This is a genomic window from Oligoflexus tunisiensis, assembly GCF_001748245.1.
Classification (GTDB): Bacteria; Bdellovibrionota_B; Oligoflexia; order Oligoflexales; family Oligoflexaceae; genus Oligoflexus; species Oligoflexus tunisiensis.
Genome location: NZ_BDFO01000001.1, coordinates 2,871,321 through 2,895,518 on the forward strand (window position 1 = coordinate 2,871,321; position 24,198 = coordinate 2,895,518).

The 24,198-nt window shown below is 55.7% G+C and carries 16 protein-coding genes; 7 read left to right on the forward strand and 9 right to left on the reverse strand.

What is annotated here, in order from left to right:
* Positions 1-135: 135 nt before the first annotated feature.
* Both OLTU_RS12315 and OLTU_RS31885 read left to right on the forward strand, forming a co-directional pair.
* Positions 136-1,026 (forward strand): hypothetical protein, encoded by an 891-nt coding sequence (locus tag OLTU_RS12315; protein ID WP_141733062.1) that lies wholly within the window; start codon positions 136-138, stop codon positions 1,024-1,026.
* A 130-nt stretch (positions 1,027-1,156) separates the two neighbouring features.
* Positions 1,157-3,868, forward strand: a complete 2,712-nt coding sequence (locus OLTU_RS31885) for an amidohydrolase family protein (protein ID WP_176736554.1) — start codon at positions 1,157-1,159, stop codon at positions 3,866-3,868.
* A gap of 89 nt (positions 3,869-3,957) precedes the next feature.
* Here OLTU_RS31885 and OLTU_RS32880 read toward each other — a convergent pair whose 3' ends face one another.
* The gene (locus OLTU_RS32880; protein ID WP_281181164.1) at positions 3,958-4,092 is read right to left on the reverse strand and encodes a hypothetical protein; all 135 of its coding nucleotides are present in this window, start codon (positions 4,090-4,092) and stop codon (positions 3,958-3,960) included.
* Between OLTU_RS32880 and OLTU_RS32885 the strand changes: the two genes are divergently transcribed.
* The gene (locus OLTU_RS32885; protein WP_281181165.1) at positions 4,091-4,216 is read left to right on the forward strand and encodes a hypothetical protein; all 126 of its coding nucleotides are present in this window, start codon (positions 4,091-4,093) and stop codon (positions 4,214-4,216) included. The two genes, OLTU_RS32880 and OLTU_RS32885, sit on opposite strands and share 2 nt — an antisense overlap.
* A gap of 610 nt (positions 4,217-4,826) precedes the next feature.
* Here the strand turns inward: OLTU_RS32885 and OLTU_RS12325 are convergent.
* From OLTU_RS12325 to serS, 3 genes are all read right to left on the reverse strand, one after another.
* The gene (locus tag OLTU_RS12325; protein WP_141733063.1) at positions 4,827-7,037 is read right to left on the reverse strand and encodes an MBL fold metallo-hydrolase; all 2,211 of its coding nucleotides are present in this window, start codon (positions 7,035-7,037) and stop codon (positions 4,827-4,829) included.
* A gap of 112 nt (positions 7,038-7,149) precedes the next feature.
* Positions 7,150-9,519, reverse strand: a complete 2,370-nt coding sequence (locus OLTU_RS12330; protein ID WP_141733064.1) for a response regulator — start codon at positions 9,517-9,519, stop codon at positions 7,150-7,152.
* A gap of 57 nt (positions 9,520-9,576) precedes the next feature.
* Complete coding sequence (serS, locus tag OLTU_RS12335) at positions 9,577-10,896, reverse strand: serine--tRNA ligase (RefSeq protein WP_218110001.1); 1,320 nt, start codon at positions 10,894-10,896, stop codon at positions 9,577-9,579.
* A 151-nt stretch (positions 10,897-11,047) separates the two neighbouring features.
* Between serS and OLTU_RS12340 the strand changes: the two genes are divergently transcribed.
* The gene (locus OLTU_RS12340; protein WP_176736555.1) at positions 11,048-12,166 is read left to right on the forward strand and encodes a tRNA dihydrouridine synthase; all 1,119 of its coding nucleotides are present in this window, start codon (positions 11,048-11,050) and stop codon (positions 12,164-12,166) included.
* 295 nt (positions 12,167-12,461) lie between these two features.
* On the forward strand, positions 12,462-12,935 hold the full coding sequence (locus OLTU_RS12345; protein WP_141733066.1) for a hypothetical protein: 474 nt from the start codon (positions 12,462-12,464) through the stop codon (positions 12,933-12,935).
* 70 nt (positions 12,936-13,005) lie between these two features.
* Here OLTU_RS12345 and OLTU_RS12350 read toward each other — a convergent pair whose 3' ends face one another.
* Positions 13,006-15,129, reverse strand: a complete 2,124-nt coding sequence (locus tag OLTU_RS12350; protein WP_141733067.1) for a response regulator — start codon at positions 15,127-15,129, stop codon at positions 13,006-13,008.
* A gap of 19 nt (positions 15,130-15,148) precedes the next feature.
* On the reverse strand, positions 15,149-15,811 hold the full coding sequence (locus OLTU_RS12355) for a response regulator (protein ID WP_141733068.1): 663 nt from the start codon (positions 15,809-15,811) through the stop codon (positions 15,149-15,151).
* 225 nt (positions 15,812-16,036) lie between these two features.
* Here OLTU_RS12355 and OLTU_RS12360 point away from each other — a divergent pair, with 225 nt between their 5' ends.
* Together OLTU_RS12360 and OLTU_RS12365 are read left to right on the forward strand one after the other, a co-directional pair.
* Entirely contained in the window at positions 16,037-16,831 is a 795-nt protein-coding gene (locus OLTU_RS12360; RefSeq protein ID WP_176736556.1) for a response regulator transcription factor, read from the forward strand.
* A 190-nt stretch (positions 16,832-17,021) separates the two neighbouring features.
* Positions 17,022-17,444, forward strand: a complete 423-nt coding sequence (locus OLTU_RS12365; RefSeq protein ID WP_141733070.1) for a hypothetical protein — start codon at positions 17,022-17,024, stop codon at positions 17,442-17,444.
* Between the two features lie 101 nt (positions 17,445-17,545).
* Here the strand turns inward: OLTU_RS12365 and OLTU_RS12370 are convergent, their stop codons facing one another.
* From OLTU_RS12370 to OLTU_RS12380, 3 genes are all read right to left on the reverse strand, one after another.
* On the reverse strand, positions 17,546-17,803 hold the full coding sequence (locus OLTU_RS12370; RefSeq protein WP_141733071.1) for a hypothetical protein: 258 nt from the start codon (positions 17,801-17,803) through the stop codon (positions 17,546-17,548).
* Between the two features lie 123 nt (positions 17,804-17,926).
* Positions 17,927-21,262: a UvrD-helicase domain-containing protein gene (locus tag OLTU_RS12375; RefSeq protein WP_141733072.1), complete on the reverse strand. Its 3,336-nt coding sequence runs from the start codon at positions 21,260-21,262 to the stop codon at positions 17,927-17,929.
* The gene (locus OLTU_RS12380) at positions 21,249-24,155 is read right to left on the reverse strand and encodes a PD-(D/E)XK nuclease family protein (RefSeq protein ID WP_141733073.1); all 2,907 of its coding nucleotides are present in this window, start codon (positions 24,153-24,155) and stop codon (positions 21,249-21,251) included. The genes OLTU_RS12375 and OLTU_RS12380 overlap by 14 nt, the downstream gene beginning before the upstream one ends.
* Positions 24,156-24,198: the final 43 nt, after the last annotated feature.

A 24,198-nucleotide genomic window follows, 5' to 3' on the forward strand; every position in this document is an offset into this window, starting at 1 on the left:
TCGTCCAGAAACCCGGTTTTTTGCATATTTCGCAAGTTTTGCAAGTTGGTAAGAATCCTAAGAAAAATGAAATTTTTCTCAAGTTTTGGCCGATTTTTCCGAGGAGATATGAAAGCTTTATCCCGGAGTATCCCCATGAGAATTCATTTGGGTCTTGCGTTGACCGGATTGGTCTTCGGTCTCGCCCTTGCGACGTCTGCAGCCGCGTGGACGTCTGATGAATTCAATGAAAGCATGTCGGCGTATTTAACCAGTCGGATGCCCCAGCGTCCCACGACGCCCATCCCCGGCGGCAAAGCCCTGCTCGCGGCTTATCATGATGCTCCGATCCGTAAACGCGAAGAGGCCGTGCTCGATGCTCTGCAGCGCGGCTACTTTCCTGATTTCATGCGAAAGCTGAAGGCGGTGACCATTCAGGAGAAAGGTCATACGCTCACGTTTTGGGTCATGCCGGATTATGTGGCTATCGGCAACAATGAGGATTCCGTGCTGATACCCTTGAGCTTCGTGAGCGCCCGCAAACTCGCGAGCAGCTGGGATTTCGTTCTGCCCACACCGAAGATGGTGGATGCCATCTTTCATCAGGCGGAATGCGTGATGTGGCCGCGCATCTTCAGTCCCGCCACGGAAATGAACAGTGTCGCCTGGCTGGAAGCCCATAATGATTTGATTCGTTCGCAGCGCTTTATGGAATGGGATTTCACCCGCCTTGTCGCCGGTCATAAAAAAGATATCGTGCTCTCGTCGCGCCTGGTGCATCAAGGCAAGAGAATTGCGATCTATGGCTGGCAGAACATTCGGAACGGCGAAAACATTCAGCCGCTTTCCACCTGGCACGGGGATCGTTATGTGGATTACAGCCACGGTCTGCGGCTGGTGGGTTCGTGGGCCATGCTGGACGGCAAAATGCAGCCTCTGAAACAGATCATGGCGGATCCTGAACTCAGCGCACTGGTCAGTCGCGAAGGTCCCATTCCTGTCGATTATCTGTTACGCGAACCGGTGGAAACCGCCGCGCAGCTCTAAGTTACTCCCCTGGTACAATTATTGAGAACCCGTTGGGGCCAACCGGCCCCTGCAAAATGCGGTCATTGACATCGTTGGCAACTGATTGGATAAGAGGAAAACCGATTTTCCCTAGCCATGGATGTCGCCTATGTCGCGTACCCTGTCTCGAAAGCTTAGTCTCCTCAGTCTTCTGCTGCTCCTGCCGGCCTGTCAGTGGAAAAAGGACAAACACCCTGCAACGGAGCAACCCGGTCTCTGGTCCAAACTTCCCGAACCGCTTTACCCTGAGTCCAACACCGATGTTCAAAAACTGCCGCGCATCCTCATCGAAAATGCCCGGATCATGCTGGCGACGGGCGCGAGCATCCCGCAGGGCTATGTGTATATCGAAGGGGGACTCATTCACAAAGTCGGTGAAGGCGCGGCGCCTGAAACCAAGGATGCCCTTCGCATCGATGGACGCGGCAAGGTTGTGACTCCAGGTATCATCGACATGCATTCGCATATCGGTGTTTATCCTTTGCCGGGTGCCAAGGCGCATCAGGACGGCAACGAAGCCACCCATCCCACCACGCCGGATGTCTGGGCGGAACATAGTTTCTGGCCGCAGGATCCTTCCATCTGGCGGGCACTGGCGTCGGGAGTGACCACCATTCATGTGCTGCCTGGTTCCGCCAATCTCATCGGAGGACGCACGGTCACCTTGCATATGAAACCGGCCCCTTCGGTGGCGGCCATGCGTTTTCCCGAAGCGCCTCAGGGGATAAAAATGGCCTGTGGCGAAAATCCCAAGCGCGTCTATGGCGACAAGAGCGGGCCTTCGACCCGCATGGGCAACGTCGCCGGGTATCGCAAGCTCTTTCAGGAAGGCTGGGAATATCGCCAGAGCTGGCTGGATCATGAGCACGCCATGGAACGCTGGAAGAAAAATGGGGACAAGGACCGCCCCGTGGCGCCCAAACGCGATCACGCGCTGGATACCATCACGCGGATCCTGAATGGTGAAATCCTGGTCCACGTGCATTGCTATCGTGCCGATGAAATGGCGATCATGCTCGATCTGGCCAGGACCTATGGTTTCCGCATTCATGCCTTTCATCATGCGCTCGAAGCTTACAAGCTTCGCGAGCGTCTGGTGGCGGAAAAGGTGGCGATCGCCACATGGGCAGACTGGTGGGGCTTCAAGATGGAAGCCTTCGACGGCATTCCCCTCAATGCTCCCATGCTGCATGCAGCCGGAGGCATGCCGACCATCCATTCGGATTCGGAGGACGAAATTCGTTATCTGAATCTTGAAGCGGCGAAAGCGCAGACGGCAGCGCGTGAGTTCGGCATCGAAATCAGCGATGACGAAATTCTGCAATGGATCACCCGCAATCCGGCGATCGTGCTCGGCATCGATAAGAAAACAGGCACCATTGAGGAAGGAAAGATGGCGGATATCGTGCTGTGGGATCGTCATCCCTTCTCGGCCTATGCCAAGCCCGACAAGGTTTTGGTCGGCGGCGAGATCCTCTTTGATCGCGGCCCGCAGGTTTATCCGCTTGGGGATATGGAGCGCGGCATTCGCAACTTTGGTTTGGGTGACCGCGGTTCGCAAAAGGATCCGCTGCCGGGTATTGGCATTCCGGATCAGAAGGTGCAGACGCCGCTTCCGGCTGAGCCACGGCTTCACGATAGTTTCGTGATTGAACATGCCACGGTTGAGACCGGCACGGGTCAACGCCTGGCTGATACCAGCGTCTGGGTGGAAAAGGGCGTGATCCAGGCGATTGGTGCCCACAGCGCGGCCCCGGAAATTCCACGCGTGGACGCCCAGGGACGGGTGCTGACGCCCGGCTTCATTGAAAGTCAAACGGCGATGGGCGCGCTGGTGGTGGAAATGGAAAAGGATGGGCAGGATCATGATGCCGGCGAGGGATTGAATCCGGCCTTCCGCGCCCTGGATGGCTGGGATCCCTTTTCACTCCGCATGCCGATCGCCCGGGAACAGGGTGTGACCACGGTCGTGGCCAAACCCAGCGGTGGAATCATCTCCGGTCAGGGTGCAGCGCTCGACCTTTCCACCAGCGTGACCGCTACGCAAACACCTGCGACGCCGCTCATGTTCGGTTCGCTCACCGGCGGAAAAAACCGGGGGCAAACCTGGTTGAAACTGCGCGAGGCCTTTGAAGATGCCCGTTATTACAAACAGCAGGGGGGTCTCAAGGCCCTGCATGCCGCCCAGCTGAGTCTCCGGCCTTTGCATCTGGACGCGCTCTACGAAGTCATGCAGGGGCGTCTGCCTTTGATTCTGACCCTGCATCGTCAGGCGGATGTCCTGACGGCGATTCAGTGGAAGAAGGAAATGGCCGCGCAGGGTTTTCCTTTGAAGTTGATCCTGAGTGGGGCGGGGGAAGCCTGGCTGGCGGCCAAGGAACTGTCCGCGGCGAAAATTCCGGTGATCCTCACCCCATCACGGCAAATGCCCCGCAGCCTTGATGAACTGCGTGTGCGGGATGATCAGGCCACACTGCTGATGGAAGCCGGAGTGGATGTGATCATCAGCACGGACGATGTGCGGGTGGGGCGTTTGCGTCAGGAGGCGGCACGCGCCGTGGCCTTCTCCCTGCCTTATGCGTCCGCGCTCGCGGCCATCAGCAGTGTTCCGGCTCGTGTTCTGGGTCTTAAGGATCGGGGTGCGATTGAAGTCGGCAAGCGTGCTGACCTTGTGCTCTGGTCCGGTGATCCTTTCGAACCACAAAGTGCGGTGCAGAAGCTTTGGATTGCCGGGAAGGATATGGACCTGAATCATCGGCAGAAGGAACTGGCGCGCGCCTACCTTGCGAAAGCTCCCACGACGCCTCCCGAAGCGAAGTAGTTCCACGAAAGAAAAAAGAAAGCCGGTTCCGAGGAACCGGCTTCAAAGATGCTTAGTATAAGTTACAGGAACATAGGAGTTCCGATTGATCAGGCACCAACAACCATCAAGATAGCGACCAGCGTTGCGGCTACACCCAGGCCGAGGATCAAAGTCGCCATTACGCTTTCAGACATGACGTCCATGAGGTTGTTTTCTTCGGGTGTGTGATGGATGGTTTTCATGACTTCTTTCCTTTATCTGAACTGCGCTGGTCTTGAACTTCCTGAAGCCGCGCATGAATTGAAATCAGCTTCCGGTTATCAGACGATCTCATCGTCTTTTTATTGCATCAGCATCATCTGCTGACATCTCCAATCTATGCTTTTTTTCGGACGAATCAAGCATCAGTATGCACTATTTTTTCAAAGGATGGGCTTCTGGCCAGCCGGTTAGTCGTTAAGATGATGCTGAAGAAAATCCGGAAGATCTTGAAACGCAAGGGTTTAAAGGCTGAATAAGAATCGCCTGGCTGAACCACCAGGCGCTGAAATTTTTTTTTTTGAGAAGCGTCCTCAGAACGATTGAATGAACGGCCAGCTAACGATTTGGTTTCAAAAAACCACTAACTGGCTCGCCGGTCAAGCCTTTGGCTGCATGGGATAGCGGGTTTTGTTGCTCTTCATGCGATCAAACAAGGAGTCATGATAAAACTTCAGCTTTGCCTCAAGTTCATCGTGCCAGGACAGGGGAAGATCATTCGCAACGTGGTCGATCGCCGCGCGTGTGAGCTGAGGGATGGATGATCATCGCGCTCATTTTGTTTTCCATTCATGGCCGCCTGGCCAATAGAATTCCTGAAGGACCGCCTGGGAAAGGCCGCCGCAGCCTGTGCTCTGACGGATGAGGATGGCACCGGATCAGGTATTCATGCCTGTATGACACGCCTATTCCGCGGGTTTATCCGAACTAAAATTGTTCAAGATGCATTCTTGTGAAGGATGGGGGACTTTTGAATGGCCTGGGATCGGCGCTTGTAAGTTTCCAGCAGTTTCCATTCAACAGCCGGAATATCCTTCAGCACCACATGGGGAATGAGATAGCCGCGACTGTTCTCCAAAGCCTTCAGCTGCAGTTCCAGCGGCGCATGATCGGTGATCACGTTGTCCTCGTAACAGAACTGACCAGGCTTCAATTCCTCGGCATAGCCTTCGCGGAAGAGCGAGAGGCGGCCGGTTTCCAGGATAAAGACGAAGTGTCCCGTAAAGTGCGAGATCACCTGCTGATCCTTGATTTGAATTTCGTAAACCGACTTGGCGATCTTGTTCAAAAGGGGCGACCACTTGATCGATTGGAAGAGGTCGCTGTTTTGCAGCATGCGCCGACGGCTGATGTTTTTGCTGAAACTTTCCTTCAGGTTGTAACGCTCCAGGAAGGAATCAAAGATCCGCCGGGGAATGCGCAGAATCTCGGCAAAGCTTTTCGAAATCAACTGATGCAGGGGACAGTCCGGGTCATCCCCGACGAGGTAACCCGCCACATACTCCAGGCCGAAGGGCACTTCGCTTTTCGGAGCCGCCACGATCCCGCTCAGCACGAGGAAAATATCCTGGGCATGGCCGGCCTGGCGAACCAGGGCGCTGCCGGGCTCCAGGGATTCGATCGGCTGATTCAGCAGTTCATAGAACGAACTGAAGGGGACCGTCGGAAAGTAGTGATGCAGGGAACGCGCCGCCACTTCATGACGGTTATCGATATGGCTTTTCACCAGATGATCGATCTGACCAAAAAGCGCCCTTGTCCCGATCGACAGCTGACTCGGCGTCAGTTCGTCAGCCGTGTGGGCCAGAATGATTTTCTTGCTGCGATCGCCCTGGAAGTCCTCGGCATGACCGTGAATCATGCCGCCACCGATATCGATCTTTTTCAGATCGGCGGGCTGCAGATAGAGGTCCTTGATGCGCTGGAAATATTGCATCGTGATGCCAGGCTTCTGCTGATCGGGTTCGATCATCCGTTGCAGAACGGAGAAGGAACAGATATCCGCCAGGTGATGATAGGTACGATGACCATTTTCCGTCACGGTGCGGAACTGGAAGGTGTTGGTTTCCACCGGGTGGGGTGAGTAACTGGGTTGCACTTCCAGACCATCGATATTGTTCCACTGTTCGGGCACGAGGTCATGGATGGTAAAGAACCGTTCCAGAACCGGGAATTTCACCGACAGCAGCGCCTGCATTTTCTTGTTGACCGAATGACGAACGACGCTCGTGGAATAGTACTCGAGCTTGCGGTCGCCGAGCATGAGTTCGGTGAGGCCTGCAAAGTGATCGTCGTGACCGTGGGTTTGAAATATCCCGCGGATGGAATTCAAACTGAGACCCAGCGCACGCAGGGTATGCGTGATATGCGGGCCGGCATCGATCAGATAGACATCCGGACCATAGCAAATGATACTCGCCATCGCCGGGCGGTGAATATCCCAGCCATCGCCTTCACCGCTGTGGATGACCGAGAAAAACTCGGGTGCGAAACGCTGGAAGTTCAGCTTATAGGTCGGCTGATAGGCTTCATGCGGCGCGAGGTTCAGATCCACGTCGACAGAATCCTGCTCCACGCTGATGCGGAACTTGTTGATGCCGGTGCGCCGGATCAAAACGCCGTTGATGTTCATGGGATCATCACCGAGGTGCCGGCAGTCGATCAGATCATGCGTGGCCTGAATCCTGCCAAAGGCAAACTTCAGTTTCAAACGCATCATCTCCGCCGCCTGCTCACGCGACATGCCCGCTTCCACCAGCTCGTTCTCATCGATCAGACCGTAGTTGCCGCGGAAGACATAATCCAGCTGGGCCCCGATCTGCTCAGGGTTGCCGATCATGATGGGTTTGTCCTTGGAGAAGCCCGGATGATTCGGAATCAACATGCCCTGACGGTAGAACATCTGCAGCATGGTAAATTCAGCAAGGTTCGCGAACTGTCCATTCTGAATGCCAAGGTCGGACAGGAGGAGGCAATTGGGGCCGGTTTCATGCAGCATCGCGTTGTTCGCCTGGTTGCGAATCACACCATGCTTGATAAGATGCTTGACGCTATCGGCGGGACAGCCAGCCTGCAGGAAAACCTTCCTGCTGGGGACCGACACCCAGTAAAGCCCCGGAGCAATCTTTTTGTAATCAATTAAGCCCATGAAACTCCCATCTCCACTCAGCCTATCGGCCCCCCTTGGTCGGAGTTGAGCGGCATCTTTTGCCGCGCCCTTACCTTAAGGTACAAATATCCCGATGCTGCCCCATGGTCCTTCAATAAATTCCTGCCAAAGCCTTTGGCAATTCAAGCTCAAAGCAGGTGGTCGCTTCATTCAAATTAAAATCAAGACGACCCGGCGCGCGAAGCACAATTCTGCGCGCCACATGCAGGCCGCTGTTCGTTGAACCCTCGGAACGTTCCGTGACCGGATCGAATAGCCGCAAGGCCTGGGCTTCTGTCAGACGCGGCCCCCCACAGGTGAAGCGCAGCAGCACATGATCGACGAAGGTCATGCCGGTAATGTCCAGCCATTTATCCTGATCCAGGAGCATCTCCAGGCGCTGACAAAGGGTTGTGATGAGGCTGATGCTCACCTGCATCAGGTCCGCTGGATGGATCATCAGCGTTTCCTGCGGCAGCGTCGTGGTCAAACGCACACCGATTAAACGCAGGCGCGGACCCAGAAGATTCACGGTTTGCGTCAGCGTCTGATCGAGCCGGCAGAGCCTTTGGGATCCATGGGGCTGATGAAAGGCGAGAATGCCGTCCATGAGCAGGCGGGATTTCTGCGCCAGGTTCATAAGATGCATATGCGTGCCGGCCAGGGCCACGACCCGTTCCAGGAGGTCCAGCTGGGAAGGAGGAAGCTCCTGGAGGACCTGCCAGATTCTGGTCTTGTCCGCCGTCGGCAGCTGAGCCGGCGCAAGCTGAAGACGCAGGGCCCGCAAAAGGTCAAGGCCAGGCTTTCCATCCTTGGGCAGAGGCAGCGCTTCAAGGTCAATATCCTCAGCACTTTCCTGTTCATTCAAAAACACCTGGCTGAATCCCGGGCCCAGGCGTTCTGCGGCGGGCAAGGCCTGCAGAGCCTCCTCACAGAGCCGCTGGGCGGCATCCGGGGCATGACGACCCGCCCAGATGTGGCGGATTTCGCGACTGAGATCGGTGATCAATTCCCCGAGCTGCGCGAGCTTTTCCCGCTCTTCCATCAGGGCGATGCGTTTGGTCAAACGCTGGCGGCTTAAAATATTGCGAACGCGCAGGACAAGTTCCTGCGGGATGATGGGCTTGCTCAGATAATCATCCGCACCGAGATCAAGCCCATGCATGCGATCCTCTTCCGCGGCGCGGGCGGTGATCAGAATCACCGGAATGGGCGCGAGGCTGGAGTCGAGCTGTTTTTCCTGCATCACCTGCTCACCGGAAAACTCGGGCATCGCGAGGTCGAGCAGCACCAGATCCGGGCGATCGGCCCGCATGCGGGTCAGCGCCTCGCGGCCTCCAAAGGCACGGCTGACCCGATAACCCTGGGGCGTGAGTATCTCGTGGATAATCTCGCAATTGATCTCATTGTCATCGACCACCAGAATATGGACCGCATGACCATCCATTTTCAAAAGGTTGTGACTGGGTGCGCTGGATGCAGGCGTCGGCTCCTGTTTGCCCTGAGCGGCCAGTGGGGATACCGTCACCGGGTTCTCGTCATGCACGACGCTTTGCTCAGGAATGACGAGCGTAAAGCGACTGCCGACCTGAGGCTCCGCACTGATTTTCATTTCACCCTGCATCAGGCGCAAAAGAATACGGACCATGGCCAGTCCCAGGCCGCTCGAATCCGGCTCCTCCTGATCATCGAAGATGCGGCTGATCTGTTCAGAAGTCAAACCCACGCCCTGGTCGCTGACTTCAATGGTCAGCGCCCGATGACGGCGACCGATGACCAGCCGCACGTGATTGCGTTCCTCGGCTTTGCCGAACTTGAAGGCATTGCTGACGAGTTTGCGCAGTATCATCAGAATTTTCGCGTAATCATGGATGAAGACCTCGTCCTCATCCTTCCAGAGTTTTTTGCTTTCAAACTGCACCTCGGGGTAGCTGAGGCGCAGGTCTTCGGCGATGGTTTCCATGTCGAGCATCAGCTGGGGCAGGGCTATTCGGGAATTATGCAGCTGCAGTTTTCCGCGGCGCCCTTCAGCCAGATCCAATATGGTGGCGATCTGATGCCGCAGTGATTCCCCGAGCCGCATGCACGTGCTGAGCTGCAGGCGCGCATCCTGTGGAAGGGGACCGTAATGACCCTGAAGGAGCTGCTGCAGAAAGTCCATCATGCCGTTGAGAGGGGTGCGTAACTCATGAGAACTGCCATGAAAAAGCGTGGTGCGGAATCGATCCTCGGCCAGCACCTCGTCCCGATGTTTGCACGCGTTGTCGGTCTTGATGATCTGTTCGCGAAGGCGATGCTGAAGCCTGGTGATTTCCTTTTGTAGAACGAAGCAAAAGTAGATGGCCGCGCCGAGTAATAGGGCGAGCAGAAGGCTGAGCCAGGGCCAAAGACTGGACAGGGGGCCATCGGCGGCATAGGCACACCCGCTGCCGAGCCCAAGACTCAGCAGCACGAGCGCGGATTGTGCCGGAAAACCGCTCATCGACCCCAACTTTCCTGAGAAATCCTGAGTCGATTATCGGCAAGTCTGCGAAAATCCTCAGCCGATGCTGGTCCGGCCGCCGAGGTAGGGTTGCAAAGCTTTTGGAATGCGTACCTTTCCATCCGCTGTTTGGTGATTTTCCAGGAACGGAATCAGAACGCGCGGTGTGGCGATCGCCGTGTTGTTCAGGGTGAAGGCGTGGATATTCTGCCCATTCTTATCCTTGTAACGCAGCTTCAGGCGGCGGGCCTGGAAGTCGTAAAAGGTCGAGCAGCTGTGCGTCTCGCCATAGGCATTCCGTGAGGGCATCCAGGTTTCAATATCGTGCTTGCGCACCTGCCCCTGACCCAGGTCACCCGTGCAAACGTAGACCACGCGGTAAGGAAGTTCCAGAGCCTGCAGAACGGCCTCAGCATTGCCCAGGATTTCCGCGTGCAGCTGTTCCGATTCCTCAGGATCCGCATGGCCGATGATGACCTGTTCCACCTTTTGGAATTGGTGCACCCGATAAAGACCGCGCGCGTCCTTGCCATAGGTTCCTGCTTCGCGCCGGAAGCAGGTGCTCTGCGCAAAGTAACGGAGAGGCAGCTGCTCATCCTTCAGAATCTCACCGGCATGATACGAGGTCAGGGACACTTCCGAAGTGCCGACCAGAACCATCTCATCGCGTTCGACGAGGTAGGCCTGCTCGCGTCCCACCGGAAAATATCCGGTGCCGACCATCGCCTCCTCTTTGACAAGGACGGGAATGGCGAGCTGCGTATAACCCTTGTTATTCAGGGAATCGACTGTCAAACGCAGGATGGCCTGCTCCAGCTGCGCGCCGAGTCCTCGCAGGACATAGGAGCGACTGCCGGCGAGTTTCACGCCGCGTTCCACATCGAAGAGATCGAGTTTTTCACCGATTTCGACGTGATCCTTGAGTTTGAAATCAAAGCGGGGCACTTCACCCCAGCGTTTGACTTCCACATTCTCACTATCATCCTTGCCCAGTGGAACGTCGTCGCGGGCCGGGGCGGGCACGAGCAGCATCAGCTGTTCAAACTCCGTGTTCAGCTCGCGCACTTCATTTTCCAGAGCCTCAAGACGGGGTTTGAATGCGGCCACCTGGGATTTCAGGGTGTCACGCTCAGCGGGACTGGCGCTGGCTATGGCTTTGGAAATGCGATTCCGGTCGGCCTGAAGTTGTTCCATCTCGACTTGTTTTTTCCGCAGGTGCTCGTCCGCTGCGAGCAGGCGATCGAGGTCGACGCCCATGCGTTTATCTTGGATGGCCTTGCGTACTTTATCCGGATGTTCGCGAATGAATTTAATGTCGAGCATGGTATCTTCAGCTTCCTTTTCCTTGGCAAACGCTGCGGGTTCTTCATAGCCCACTCAACTTAGGCGCCCATCATACAGAAGGCGCCCTGCCATGGAAAGTCCAGACGCAGGGCGGCTCCAGGGCTGTCAAAAAAGGCTGGACCATCTCCACATTTTCACCTAAGAAATCCTGCTCGAATGGAAACTTATGATACGAGAGGCTCCTATGAATAAGTCAAATCCTTTTGAAGCCTTGGGTCTGCCCCGGGATCCCTTGCTCCTGGCACCTTTGGCCGGAGTCTCGGATCATCCCTTTCGGCGAAGCTGTGCCGCCCAGGGCGCGGATCTGACTTATGTTGAAATGATTTCGGCCACGGCCCTGCTCTACGAGAGCCGTCGTACCTATGACATGCTGAAACGTCACAGCTCGGAGTCGATTCTGGGTGTGCAGGTCACCGCAGCCTCGGCGGATGATATGGGCCGTGCGGTGGAAATCCTGGCCCGCCATGACTTTGAAACCATCGACATCAACATGGGTTGTCCGGTGAAAAAGGTGGTGAAGACGGGCTGTGGTTCGGCGATCCTGCGCGATCCCGAGCGTGTTCTCAAAACGGTGCAGGCTGCCTGTTCCGCCACCGACAAACCGATCTCAGCCAAGATTCGTTTGGGCTGGGATCAACATTCCTTGAACGGACTGGAAGTCGCGCAGGCCGCGGAAGCCGGTGGTGCCGCATGGGTGACCGTGCACGGGCGCACGCGGTCCGATGACTATGGCATGCCGGTGAACCTCGAAGGCATTCGCCAGATCAAGGCCGCCTTGAAGATCCCGGTGATCGGGAATGGCAACCTCTTTCAGTTCGAGGATGTCGATCATATGAAAGCCGTCACCGGTGTGGACGGTGTCATGATCAGTCGCGGGGCGATGGGGAATCCCTGGCTTTTCAAGGAAATCCGCCGTCGCGACAAAACTGTGAACGTCGATGAATGGGAAGAGACTGTGCTGCGGCACCTCGCCTGGCAGCAGGAGGAATACGGCGATCAGCCCGGTGCGGCCGTGTGCATGCGCAAGCATCTGCTTTGGTATGCCAAGGGCTGGCAGGGCGTGAAGCCTTTCCGCGAGGCCGTGAACGAAGCCGGCAGCCTGGGTGGGGCAGGGGAACTCGTGCGTAATTTTGCTGAGCAGCTGCGTAAGAGTCAGTATCTGTTCCGTGCTCCGCTCGTCCAAAATGAAGCCGGTTCCCGCTTTGCCTGGGATCCCAAGTATGAAATGGACCGCAGGCTGGATCGCGGCGTCGGTGACGATGGCCTCGAAAACCTCGCGGTGCACGAAGAGCTCTCCGTTTAATCCTTTCTGGAAGAAAATCCAAGGCCTGATGCGCCTTGGGTAAATTTTTTTTATATGCGAAAAACTCAAGCCTGGGTGCGTCCGCTACGATGGAATAAGGGTCACCGTTTAGGAGCGTCATGACCCTGATGGGAAAACCTTACGCAGGACTGCGAGTGATCGTCGGTGTCGGTTTAAAGTCGTCATTCCGCTGGGATAGGGTCATTGCTGTCTTTTAAAGGTATTTTGAATAAAGTCCTGGGAATGATGGCCGATAGATTTTAAAGCTGTTGTCTAGTTTGAGGAAAGCCATACCATGAGCCGCTGTGAATTTCGCTGGATCAACGACCGAACCCTGAAAATCTCAGGGACCATCGACGAGAATTTCTCGATCGACGAGGAGTTGCCAAAGTTCAAAGAGGAAGTCTGGATCGACTTGCGCGACGTCGCTCGTATCAACAGCTGCGGTGTGCGGGAATGGATCAAAGCGATTGTGAAAAACCAATCGAAGATCCATTACATCAATTGTTCATCCGTGATAGTCACTCAGTTTTCGATGATTCCTGAGTTCATTGGCCGCCACGGTGTGGTGGATTCCTTTGAAACGCAATTCGTCTGTCCCAGCTGTGGGCATGAGGATAGCATGATCCTGGTCGTCGGCAAGGACATCCAGGCCGGGCTGGAATCCTACATGGAAAGCCCCGAGATGAAGTGCTCCGAATGCGGTGAGCAGATGGAGTGCGATCACAACCCCGAGCTTTACTTCTCGTTCCTATCTGAAGTGGCCTGATTCCGCAGGCCGTTTCCCCATTCCTGAAATCAATCCTGCATCACGTATCACCCCTGCACCCGTCAGGGGCTTAGCCTGCTTCCTTCGTGTCCTGCAGCACAAGGCCGCGGTGATAATCCTTGACCAGCTTGCCGCGTGGGCTGAAGTTGAGTTTCTTAGCCAGCAATTCCTGCGCGCGATCTTCACCCAAGGTGGTGCGATAAATATTGATCAGGCAGTAATCGGACCGGGTGATTTTCTCTGCAGCCGCGAGGCTCGCCTCCATCTGCCTCATCTGATCCATCTTTTCCTGCTCCGCCTGCTCACTGATGGGAGGATCGGATTTCAGGACGAGCGTTTCCCCGGAATTGACGGCGGCGACAATCCGGGTTTTCAGACTTTTGGCTTTGATGATCCTCTGCTGGTTCTGGCTGCGTTCCGCTTCCGACAGGGCTTTTAGGGCATCTTCCAGGCGATTGGCACGGGTGAGACCCAGGCCGAGGTTGTAGTGAATCAGAGCCCGCATCTCCTGCTGATTCTCCGGCAGGGATTCGAGCGTGCGTTTATAAAGTTCGACGCCTTCCTCAAAATTGCCGACGCGTATCAAACTTACCGCGCGATTGTTCATAAACGCCAGAACTTCCTTGAATGATTTCAGGCGGCTGAGCAGCTTCTTTGCGGTCTCGGTGTGACCGCGTTTGATGGCACCCTTGGCCGCGGTTTCGATGACCTGGGCCGCGTCTTCATCCAGGTCCTGGGCCTTGCTCATCACCTGATCATAAGCCTGATCATTGCCCTGTTCCAGGTGGCACTCAGCAAGATTGCAAAGATGGGAAACATTCATCGGTGAAATAAACGATACATTCGACAGGCAGCGCACCGCGGCATCAAAATCCCGCAGCTTCATCAGCGATTTGCCGAGTATCTCCATGGCCTCGCGTGAGCTGCCGCCGAGTCGCATGGCGTCGAGCGCATGTTTCTTGGCATGCAGGAAACAGCCGGAATCAAAGGCGATCTGCGCTTCCATCAGCAATTTATCCGCTTCCAAAAGCGCGGGGAGGTCGAAATAAAGCTGCTTCAGCTTTTTGATTTCGGCCACATCGTGGCGCTTGGAAGCCAGGAGCAGCTTCTGTTTGATCACAAAGGGATCCGTGGGATTGGTATGCTGCTGCAAGGTCCAGATGATATCCGCATTGAGGCGTTTGTCATCGATCGGCTTTTGCAAAAGGCGGCTCGCACCCAGTTCGCTCAGGAGGGGAACCTCGCGTTCCTCGATGGACTCGTTGATGACCAGGAGCGGGATATTCAATCCCAGGCGGTTCCTGAGTTTATAGAGGAACACCGGTCCCGGCAGATTTGGAAGTTTCCATTCACAGATCAAAAGGTCGAGCTTTTTATTCTGTCTTAACCATTTCAAAGCGCTCAAGGGATCGCGGTGGCAGTAGACCTCGCCAAAGCCGAGGTTCAGCAGAGTCTGTTTCATGAGATTCAATGATTCCGGGGTGGGATCCACCACCAGGCAGCTGCGGAAACCAAAGTGTTCGGCCAGAACCACATCGGGTTCATCCGGCACTTCCTCGCTTTCAAAAAATTCCCGACTGAGCTCGCGGACGCGATCCAGCTTGTCACCGCCGGTAATTTTTACCTGATGCAAAAGCACCTTGCCGGTCTCGAGTTCGCCCATCACCAGCAGGGTATGCGCCAACGCCAGCATAGAGTCGGCATTGCCGGGATAAACCTGCAGAAGTCCGGTATAAAGGGTGCGCAGATCACCGAACTCGCGCCTCTCGTGCAGATATTCCTGCAGATAGCTGGCGGCGACCTTGATAAAGTCATGCTCATGCGCCGTGAGGCGTTCGAGAAGTTTTTTGAACTCGGGAAGGCAGGCCTCGCGTGTCATGGCAAATCGATGGCAGGACAGGGCTCCCATGGCGAAGGCCTTGGGTAGGAGTTCATGATCCTGATCACGCAGGATCGAAACTTTCACATGGCGCAGCACCGGCTGCTGATTGATCACGTCGAGGAGCTGCAGAATCGAAGCGTTGCTGGCATCCTGCAAAGGACCAATGATCCAGCCGACTTCCTCCGCTTCCATCATTTCCAGACAGGTCTTGATATCGCTGACCACCACCACGTTGCTGAAACCGATTTCTTTCAGCACGGAAGAAAGCAATTGACGCTGCGAGCTACTCGCCGAGATGGCGAGGCAACGCATGGCTTTTTCCTCAAAACGGTTAGGCAACGTTATTCTTCCTTTCCAGCAGACGTTTAGCGGTTTCCATCAGCGTCTCCGGACGCACCGGTTTCACCAGCCAGGAATCGATGGCCAGTTTCTTTCCTTCAGTGATCAACGCCGGCTGGGAATAGGCCGTCATGACGATTACGCGAGCCGATTCCGCGAGGCGCATGCGGCGCAGAGTTTTTACAAATTGCAGTCCATTTAATTTTGGCATCTTCAAATCGGTAATAATGAGCAGGATATCGGGGTTGGCCAAGACCTTCTGCACAGCCTCTTCGCCATTCAACGCATGCACCACGCGGTAGCCGGCCGCCTCGAGAACTTCGCCCATGAGAGTTCGGAATTCGTCTTCATCGTCGGCCATGAGAATTTTGGGTGCCATCTCCTGCCCAGGCCGGGTCTCAGCCACGATGCGAGGGGCTGACGCTTCCTCTTCGATCGGGTCCAGCCACGAAGCCTCGATTTTGCCTTCTTCCAGTAATAACTTAAGCTTATCAATGGCAAGCTGACGGCCGGCCTTGGCTGCCATCTGCCAATAGTGCGCGGCTTTGCGATAGTCCTGCTCGCGCTCCATGCCGATTTCATAAAGAAAAGCCAGCGAACACTGGGCCTCGGTATCGCCCTGCTCAGCCTTGGTTTCCAGATCGGACTCAGCCATGACAAGTCCCTTCGGTTAATAGCAGTTTTCGATTATTCTATCGGCAGGGTCCGCGGGGACTTGATGAGTGTAAGTTCCGATTCCCGAAGCCCAGTCTTGGTAAGGCCTGCAAAGAAAAGGAAAATCCTGAGTTGAGAGGGCCGTTTGTCAGCTTGAAAGGGTTGGAACTCGGCTTCGGATTCCTGTAGAACAGAGATGGTGATTGCAAGAATGAGGGTTTTTTATATGGCAAACCAGCAGCACATGCTGTCGCGACTCAAGGATCTTTCACAAATACCCTATATTGTGACGCTCGATGATGACCCGGTAATGGCGAGAATCATTGAGGAAACCTTGGGATTGAAAAATTTTGCCTTTACCCAGAGCGAGCAGCTGCTCGAGTGCGCGGGCGAGATGTCGCCAGTTGGGGCCTTTGTGGATATCCACCTGAAAGGCGAATGCGGTCTCGACATCATTCCCCGTCTTCGTGCGCTATGGCCGACGACTGCTATTATCGTCATCAGTGGTGATGAGTCGGATACGAGCATTAGCCAGGCTCTGGCATCGGGTGCGGATGATTTTGTGCGGAAGCCGATATCACCGGCGGAAGTGGTCGCGCGGCTGCGGGTCCGTATCGAGGACTTGAACGACAAGAATCGAATGAACCTCCTCAAATTCGGCGATCTGAAAGTCGACCTCAAACACAAGACAATCAGTGGCGGCAAAAGCCAATTGATACTTTCTGCACGCGAGATCGATCTGCTGGCCGAATTGATTCGCGCCCATGGCACGATTGTGCCCAAGGACGTTCTGAAGCGCGAACTGTGGGGTTCGCTGGCGGTCAGCGATAATGCCCTGGACCGCAAAATTTTTGAAGTGCGCCGGGCGTTGCGCGAAGTCAGTGACAATGTCGAACTCCACTCCATCTATGGAATCGGCATGGTCCTTAGAATGCGGAATCAGGAAGCGGAACGCACGCTGCTCAATGATTTCGACGCCAAACTCAAGTCGACTCGCAAGGCGAAGACGACCAGCTATTAAGCTGGTCTTTCACAAGCTCATAGGGAATTCCACTGAAAGTTTCTACCAGACGGTAGGATTCATCGTCTTATCTTTCCCTCATTTTATCCCCTTTATCGTGGACATCAAGACCTCGCTTGCCTAAAACTCTAAGCTGATAATTCCAACTCAGGGCAGGGTGGGCCCAGCCCCATTCGCAGAGGAGACGTTCATGAGATCGAGTGAGACTCCCTGGAAATTCGTGTTGCTTGGTGGTGATGGTGTAACAGCCGCCACCTATCGGGCTGCTGCCGCCCATGAGGGGCATCATCTGGACTATTTTTCATCGATGCATGACATTGGCTATGTGGGGCGTTTACGTGAGTATGATGCTGCGATTGTGCATGGGGACATGTATCCGCTGTCCGGACTGGAAGTGGCGGAATATCTCGAGAAGTTATTTCAATCCCTGCCGATGATCCTGCTCACGCCCGATGAGGACCTGGACGCGGAACGTGCCAGGATTCCCACCAGCGTCGTGGATTGTTACCCCGTTTCCGAGCAGGCGCATACGGTGCTGCACCGTGCGATCCAGATTCTGCGGCTGCCACGCAAACAGCGGAGTCGTCTCCTGCTGGCCATGGAACGCAACTGATCACACCTGTGTCTTATCATGGACGGAAAAGGGCTCGGGGCGCATGCCACCGGGCCCTTTGCTTAGGATACGATCGTCAATGGGGACGCGAACACACGGCCTTAACTCCGCCGCCGCATGCCGACCAGCTGCTTGGTTTTCGCGGCGACCTGACTGCCAGCTAGTTTAACGTGAGCCTCGACAATCGCGTCGGATCCACTATGCAGCAGAAGTTGATAACCCAGAGCAGAAAGTGGACCCAGGAAGACATCGCCGATTTCGACAGAGCAGGGCGATTTCAAGCGAAACACGCTATACGTTCCATCGATCACGCGAACGGCAACCATATCCTGATTTTTTAAGATGACGCGACCTTCCATAGTCTCCTCACGGTCTCGGCACGCCGGCCGGCGGCCAGTTTCCTCTTAGTGTGATTTGATCATAATGGTGCCATATTAGGGTGGCGAACCACCCAGGACAAGTCCGTTCTCAAAACCTTCCTGCTAAATATGATTGTCCATCGCTACAAGTTCCGGCAATTCCGTGAATAAAAGCGCCGCGCGCACAGGTTTACCAGGGTTTAATCGTCTCACAGCTTCCGCATAAAGAGCGAGCTGTTGATCATATTTTTTCTCGGCAATCAAAGGCGCGAAATCCTGACCAGCACGTATGTCCGCTATGGTCTTGTAGTCGACGATCAAAAGTGAGCCATCCGGTTTTGTGAGAAGAAGATCAATGACACCACGTACCAACTGTCGATCTTTGACAAAGGCTACAGGCATCTCTGCACAGGACTGCACAGAATCCGCGAGCAGTTCCTTCCACAGTTGAGACTGCAAAATCTTTTCCAATTTTGCCTGGGCCATGCCCAGGGCCGCTTTATATTCCGTAAAAGGATGCTGTGTGCGCAGACTCATCCAAACCACTTCGGCATCAAAGCGTTGACCCTTCAGCTCGGCTTCCAGTCCCATATGCACGAAACTGCCGAAGCTGGTGGCGAAAGGATGAGCCTCGCGGTGGGAATGGCTGCCGCTTTCCTGCAGAAGGCGGGCCGGAGCCAGGGTGCGAATCTCATCACGACCACGTCCCTTCAAGGACGGCAGGGTCCAGAAATTCTGAATGCCGCGATCCTCCGGGCGAACCAGCGGTGTTTCAGGTCCCACGCTGCCTTCATGCGTCAGCTCCAGGACTTCAATGCCGCCGCGCCGTTTCCCAGCCGCACCCAGCGCCTGAGCCGCGTTCTCGATCAGACTGTGGAAGGAAAGTTCCACCGGCTTTTGTGGCCTCCGCTGATGTCCTGAGATAACGAGACAGTACTGAGCCCGGGTTAGAGCCACATAAAGGAGGCGCAAATTTTCCGCTGTTGATTCCTGCAGGAGCTGTCGATGGATCCCTTCCATGTGCTCATCCTGAGCCGGCTGATCGGTCTTGCGACCCACATAAAAGACCCCGGTGCCACAGCGGTGTTCCTTGACCTTGGCCCAATAAGGATCGGCGCGGTCCCATTCCTCACCGGTGCCGACCAGCATCACGAGGGGAAATTCCAAACCTTTTGACTTATGAATGGTCATGAGCTGCACGGCATTGCTGGAGACTTCCGCCAGCCCGATGGCCTTCTCTGCGGCGAGCTGTTCGAGGCGATCCAGCAGAGGATACCAGTCGTAAATGCCGGCGCTTTCCATTTCAAAGAGAAGCTCCGCGAAACGCGCGCCGTTGGCCTGAGCCAAAGCGCCTTCCTCATCCCCGAAGGCCGCGGCATAGCGTCGCGGAAAATCGATCGACTGCATCCAGTCCTGCAGAAAAAGAGCCGGCCGCTGGACCTGCCGCTGTTCCATGGCGTTCAGGAGCTGTCCTGCCATCGTCTGTCCACGTTCCACGAGCCACTCAAGCAGCATCTGGTGCCGCTCGACACGACTCTCATCCTTGTGCGAAGGAAACAGGCCCAGTCCTTCGAGCAGGAGAGTGTCGGGAATCGCCATGAGGGGACTCTTCAGCAGCTCGATGAGGCTCAGCGTGTCCGATGGATTGGCCATATAACGGCACAAAGCCACAAGATCGCGAATTTCGAGCCTTTCAAAAAAGCTCTGACCTTCCTCCATACGAACGGCAAATCCAGCCGAACGCAAAGCCTCAGCATAGACAGCCGCCTGAGTGGATGCACGATAGAGTATAGCGCAGTCGCGGGCCTCCAAGGGTCGCAGGCCTTTCCGCTTTTTGTCGTAAATCAGTTTCGGCCTGGTGCCGTGGATCCATTCGGCAAGCTGCTCGGCAAGAAACTGAGCTTCCGCCTGAATCGGATCCTCGCAGTTTTCACTTTTGGTGAAAAGCGGAACCACAGTCACGCTCGCCGGCCCAGGCACCACCACGGCCTGAGTCCGCGGATCCACTGCTGTCGCATGTTCCGGGAAATCGCGCATGCGATCGCAGAAAACGCGATTGACCAGATTCAGAAGCAGAGGGCTCGTGCGGTAGCTTACGCTCAGATTGATGGCGGCTGCTGAGCGTTGACTGAGATGCTGTGCAGCCTCATCCAGGATCAAGGCTTCGGCTTCACGAAACCCATAAATGGACTGTTTTGCATCGCCAACGATAAAGACGGAAGGCGGCAGGTGATCCTTGGACTCCAGGCCTTTCCCTGCGAGCATTTCCGTGGCCATGGCGCGAAACACTGTCCATTGGAGAATACTGGTGTCCTGAAATTCATCCAGCAAAAGATGATGGATGCTGCGATGCAGGAGGAAGCGTATGCCCGCGGCTTCCGCCTCGCTGAAGAGGTGATAACCACCCTTGATGAGATCTGCAAAGGCCAGACTGCGTGTTTGCTCTTTCCCACGTCGCCGCTCGGCATCAAAAAGTTGATAGATGTGAAAGAGCAGTTGGCCGCGCTGGTTGAGTAAATATTTTTGCTGCTCGGCGAGAAAGTCCAGAGCCGCGCGGTCCACCGTTTCGATGGCGTGGGCCAGCATTTCCTTTTTTTTGCCACGGAAGGTACCGCCGTGTACCGTTCCGTCACCTTTCAAAATACGCAATTCCTGAAGCTGCGCGAGGTCATGAGACTGGATGGCGGCCAGGGCCTGGCTCATGCGATCCGGGGGCAGCTGGTAAGCGATTTCCTCGAGAGCGCTCTGGACACGGGTGATAAAGTTTCCCTGAAGCACAGGGGGCAGCGGATGCTCAAGGTAGACTTTATTGGCCTGCTTTTCCACGAGCCAGACAAAGGACTCGTGACGGCTCAGTTCCTTGATACGGTTATGAATATCCAGCAGGTGAAAATCGGTTGAAAGATGCTGGACCCAGTCCCGCAGCCAGCCCTGTTTCTGCGCTTCCTTGAGGAGCGAGGACCAGGCCTTGCTGAGCAGACGTTCCTCGCCGCGCTGGGAGAGAAGGTCAAAACCGGTCGGGATGCGCAGGGCACCGCCCGCGGATGCTTCAAATGGGAACTTGCGAATCCACTCCAAAAATATGGAGTCGATCGTGGCAATGCGCAGCGACTGCGTGCTGGCCAGAATCAACCGGGCTGCGGCTTCCGCGCCACGTGGAGGCGGCAGCTTGCGATCCGGTTCCGTGCGGTTCATGTTCTGATAAAAATCCAGGAGATCCTTTTCAAAGGTGGCACGCTGCTCCTCATCCATCAGCAGCTGCGCCGCGCTGTCCAGGATACGCTCGCGCATTTCAGCCGCAGCCTTGCGCGTGAAGGTCACCGTCAGGATCGAGCCGGGATGCGCCCCGGCGGCCACGAGCTGCAGAAAGCGCCGCGAGAGCTGCCAGGTTTTTCCACTGCCGGCCGACGCCCGCACGACAAAACTGCGATAGGGATTCTGCGGATTATTCAGCAGCATCGCTCTCCCTTTCCTGAACGTGACCTTTCAAACGCTGCGCCCAGAAGTTTTGCTGCTGGATGCGGCGACGGGCACGGGGATCCTCCTTGCGACAGATGCCATCATAAATGCAAAGTTCGCAGGCACTCGGATCCGCGAAGAAACGTTCACGACGGCGAATTTCCTCTTCACGCCAAAGCCAGTTGGTGGTGATGCCCTCCTTCAAGGCTTCAATATCCGGTGTTTGCCTGGAACCCAGCATGCGAGCCAGGGCATGATCGCGCGCGGCCTTGTTCATGCCGTGGGTCTTCCATTGACCTTCGTAGATATTCCAGTAGCCAAGAAGCAGCGGCTGTTCACTCAAAGCCGGATCAAAGCAGGCGAGAGCCAGGGCATAGATGGCCAACTGCGGCGCGAGTCCACGCTCCGAGGCGGTGATGGAAGGTGTTTTGCGCCGCTTATAGTCGGTAATCACGGTGAGATCATCATAACGATCCAGGGCATCGATCCGTCCAATCAAAAGACGCCAGCGATCACCCACCTGAATTTTAACTTCCCTTTGGGTACCAGGGCCAAACCCGATTTCCCGGCGATTCTCCCGCCTTTTGTTGGGCTTGTCCGCTCCCAGAAGCTGCAGATGCGCAATGAACTGCGGCCAGGCATGCTGCTCCAGATGACGTTTGATCGGACTATCCTTCATTTCGGTGGGCGCCAAAAGCTCGGTCAGAGTCATCAGACGCTCCAGGGCGGCTTCCGCAAAACCTTCGCCTGTCCCATCCCAGGCCGGCAAAAGACGCTTGCCTTCATAAAGGCCGCTGAAAAAACTTTCCAGCACGGCATGCAGCCAGACCCCTTCCCGACGGGCATCTCCATCCCAGGGCGGCGGACGGAAATCCTGAACGTGCAGATGATGCAGAAGAAAGGCATAAGGACAGCGGATGAGCTTTTCCAATCGACTGGCGCTCATGCTCGACCAGATCATTTCAAAATCGACCGGAATTTTTCCTTCCAGTTCATCCGGCAGAGGCTCGACGCCCGCAGATGGAATCGCAAAGACTTCCGTCCAGAGAGGCAGGTCCTGCTCCTCCAGACGATGCTGAACCATGAGGCCTTCGGTGAAACGGGAACGCACCACGAGTTCATCGCCGCGACGCTTCGAACGCAGAAGCACCATCTGAGGAATGCGGGCCAGCAGAAGATGGAAGGTCTGATCCTCCATCGATTCCAAAACTTCCCAGCCGGGGAGCCCCATCGATTTTTTCAGGTAGTTATCGAGCAGCACATCCTGCGGCAGGGCCTGGGGAAAAAATCCCTCCTGACAGCCGACCAGGATCACCCGGGTGAAGGGCATCGAGCGGGCTTCCGGAATACTCAGCACCTGCAGTCCGGCGAGCGGTTCCCCGGTGCCGCGCACATCACCACCCAGAAGGTGGCGAGTGACCAGTTCCCAAAAGAAACGGCCGCTCATCAAACCGGAGCTGACGCTATCGAGAACGCGCAGCGAATCGACAAAGCTCGCGTAAAGATCCTCAGCCGACTGCAGAATATCGGCGTCCTCGGCACAATAAAAGATATCGAATTCCTTGACCAGCTGATCGAGATCATGCTGCCAGACGCTGACCTTCGCCTGACGATCGGGTCGAAAGGCCGAAAAAATTTGGAGCAGATTTTTGATGATTTCGCCGAGCGAATCAGGCAGCTCCTGACTGATCAAGGCGAAGTCGCGGGGAATGCCGGCATGCAGGAGGCCCTCGCGCAAACGTTCGATCACATGCGGGGCATTGGAATGATCCCGGATCCAATGTTCCACGGCCGGATGCTGGATCAGAGCCAGAAGGTGACTGCATTCCTCATCACCGTGAAAAAGACTATGCACGAGCTGCAGAAAGCGTCCGGGCAGCAGCGCTGCAAAACTTTGCGCGAGTGCGATGTTGCACGAATCCATGCCGCGTGCGAAAAACCGCAAAGGTCCGGCATAGGTGCTTTCCTTGCTCACGAGGATCGCGATTTCATGCGGCGGCAGCCCCGCCTCCATCCATTCCTGCGCAAGGCTGATGGCCCAGCGCGCCTCTTCCATGGCCGAGGCAGCCGTCCAGGCCTTGGGAAGCAAAGGTTCACGAGGCGGCACCCGACTGCTGGCGGTCGGCACCGCTCCGGCCTGGGCGCGAATCCAGGCCACCAGTTCCTTCAAAGGACTCGAGCTGTGATAAAGATCAGGCGCTTCATGAAGCCAGAAGGAAGCGCGATCATCCTGCAGCAATTTTTCCAGAACGGGACGCCAGCTTCGAGCCACACTTGTATAGGCACAGAACAGAATGTGCTGATAGGGCTGCAGGGTGTTTTCATTCCAGGCGCTGCTGATGTTTTCAGCACAGGCGGCGAGCAGGGCGCTGCGGGTGAGCAGCCCACGCTCTTTCAAAATATCATCGAGGGTTTGCAGGATCGTTTTGATTTCGCGGGCCCGCACATGCAAGGACCCGAGATGATCCTCACTCTTATAGATATCCTCGGCGATCACCCGTTCCAAAGTATCCAGCGCGTCTCCGCGGATGCCTTGCTCATAAAGCTCATTATGCAGAAGACGCAGCTCCCGCTCATGACCGACCTGCAGTTGCGTGAAGTGACCCTTTTCAAGTTCCTGGTGCAGAATCAATTCCACGGCGCTATCAGGAACCGGGCTCACGTTCGGCAACTGGGCCTGCTGGCTGAGAAGTTTTTCCAGGGTGATAATGCCCGGCGTGCGAATTGCGGCATGACGTTCCAAAATTCCGGCCAGGATATAGGTCCCGAGTCTTTGAGTGGGCACAATCAGAAGGGTCTGGGCCAGCTGCTCCTGAGTCCACTGACTGAGCTCGTGGATCAGTTCCGTTGCCAAACAGACTTCGGGCGAAAATATGTGAAGGCTTGCTGCCATAGCCGATTGCACTCCCGATTGCGCTTATAGGTCACCCACGATA